This is a genomic window from Mycobacterium sp. (assembly GCF_049683355.1).
Lineage (GTDB): Bacteria > Actinomycetota > Actinomycetes > Mycobacteriales > Mycobacteriaceae > Mycobacterium.
The window spans coordinates 1-2,492 of the sequence record NZ_JBAUJB010000046.1 but is presented as its reverse complement, the minus strand read 5'-3'; the positions used below and the strand labels follow the sequence as shown (position 1 = coordinate 2,492).

Annotated in this window: 2 protein-coding genes; both read left to right on the top strand. The window is 67.9% G+C overall.

What is annotated here, in order from left to right:
* Positions 1-1,370 (top strand): GltB/FmdC/FwdC-like GXGXG domain-containing protein (locus WA944_RS02740; RefSeq protein ID WP_526611792.1); only part of this gene is annotated, 1,370 nt, incomplete at its 5' end.
* The coding region (gene gltD / locus WA944_RS02735; protein WP_526375602.1) for a glutamate synthase small subunit at positions 1,363-2,492 on the top strand (1,130 nt) is incomplete at its 3' end. The genes WA944_RS02740 and gltD, both read left to right, overlap by 8 nt.

The window sequence follows — 2,492 nt, the reverse complement described above, 5'->3', positions numbered from 1 at the left end:
TGACCAGCCTCAAACACGCTGGGGCGCCGTGGGAGATCGGGCTGGCCGACACCCAGCAGACCCTGGTCCTCAACGGTCTGCGCGACCGGATCACCGTGCAGTGCGACGGCGGCATGCGCACCGCACGTGACGTGATCGTGGCGGCGCTGCTGGGCGCCGAGGAGTTCGGCTTCGCCACCGCGCCACTGGTGGTGGCCGGGTGCATCATGATGCGGGTGTGCCACCTCGACACCTGCCCGGTGGGTGTCGCCACGCAGAACCCGGAGCTGAGGGCACGCTTCAACGGCAAGCCCGAATTCGTGGAGAACTTCTTCCGATTCATCGCCGAGGATATCCGAAAGTATTTGGCCGAGCTCGGATTCCGGAGCATCGACGAGGCAGTCGGGCACGCCGAGGTCCTCGACACCGACATGGGTGTGGCGCACTGGAAGAGCAAGGGCCTGGATCTGACCCCGATCTTCGCGGTCCCCTCGGACACCCACGGCGCCCGGTTGACTCAGCGCCGAAGGGTGCGGGGCCAGGATCACGGCCTCGACCACGCTCTGGACCGCACGCTGATCCAGCTCGCCGAAGGGGCGCTCGCGGATGCGCACCCGATGCGGCTGGATCTGCCGGTCCGCAATGTCAACCGCACGGTGGGAACGCTTCTCGGCAGTGAGGTTACCCGCCGCTACGGGGCCCAGGGCCTCCCGGACGACACCATCCACGTGACCCTTACCGGCTCGGCCGGTCAGTCCTTGGGTGCGTTCCTGCCGCCCGGGATCACCCTCGAGCTCATCGGTGATGCCAACGACTATGTGGGCAAGGGACTTTCCGGAGGGAAGGTGATCGTCAAACCCCAGGACGATGTGCTTTTCCTGCCGGAGGACAACGTCATCGCCGGCAACACCCTGCTCTACGGTGCCACCTCGGGGGAGGTGTACCTGCGCGGACAGGTCGGCGAACGGTTCGCCGCCCGCAACTCCGGAGCGCTCGCCGTCGTCGAAGGTGTCGGTGACCACGCCTGCGAGTACATGACAGGTGGCCGCGTCGTCGTGCTCGGCAGAGTCGGCCGGAACATGGCTGCGGGTATGTCCGGTGGGATCGCGTTCGTCCTGGGCATCAACCCCAAGCGGGTGAACACCGACATGGTGGAGTTGCAGCGCCTCGACCCCGAGGACCTGGTGTGGTTGCGCGCGGTGATCGCGCAGCACGCGCGCTATACCGGCAGCACGGTGGCGACATCGGTGCTGTCGGACTGGCCGAGGCGCAGTGCACAATTCACCAAAGTCATGCCGCGCGACTATCAGCGCGTGCTGCAGGCGACCCGGATGGCGAAAGCCGAGGGCCGCGACGTCGACGCTGCGATCATGGAGGCGAGCCGTGGCTGATCCGCATGGATTTCTCGAGGTGCACCGGGTCGAGGCGACCAAACGTCCCGTCGACGAGCGGGTCGGCGACTGGCGCGAGGTCTACGAACAGCAGGATCCCCACCAGCGGGCCGGTGAGGTGTCCCAGCAGGCCCGCCGCTGCATGGACTGCGGTATCCCGTTCTGCCACTCCGGAACTGCAGGGTGCCCGCTGGGCAACCTGATCCCCGAATGGAACGACCTGGTCCGGCGCGGCCGCTGGGACGCGGCCAGTGACCGGCTGCACGCCACCAACAACTTCCCGGAATTCACCGGCCGGTTGTGTCCGGCCCCGTGCGAGGCCGCGTGTGTGCTGTCGATCTCCGAAGAGCAGACCGGCGGCAGTGTGACGATCAAACGGATCGAGCAGACGATCGCCGACCAGGCCTGGATGGACGGCATCATCGCACCGCAGCCCGCGGCCATCGCCACCGGCAAGCGCGTCGCGGTTGTCGGTTCCGGTCCCGCCGGCCTTGCCGCCGCTCAGCAACTCACCCGGGCCGGCCATGACGTGACGGTCTACGAGCGTGACGACCGGATCGGCGGGCTGATGCGCTACGGCATCCCCGAGTACAAGCTCGAGAAGGCCACGCTCAACCAGCGCCTGGTCCAGATGCGCGCCGAGGGAACACGTTTCGTCACCGACTGTGAGGTGGGTGTGGACCTTCCGATAGAGCAGCTGCGCGCCCAGCACGACGCCGTGGTGCTGGCGGTCGGAGCGCTGCGCGCCCGCGACAACGACGTCGAGGGACGCGATCTGGCCGGTGTGCATCTGGCGATGGAGCATCTGGTGCCCGCCAACAAGGAGTGCGAGGGTGACGGTCCCAGCGAGATCTCCGCGGCGGGCAAGCACGTCGTCATCATCGGCGGCGGTGACACCGGCGCGGACTGCCTCGGCACCGCACACCGGCAGGGTGCCGCGTCGGTCACCCAGCTGGACTACAACCCCGAACCGCCGGAGCTGCGCGACGACTCGCGGTCACCGTGGCCGACGTGGCCGATCGTGTTGCGGACCCGTCTGTCGCCCGCCCACGCCGAAGGTGGTGACCGCCGCTACCAGGTGGCGGTACAACGCTTTCTCGGTGACGAGCAGGGCAACGTCCG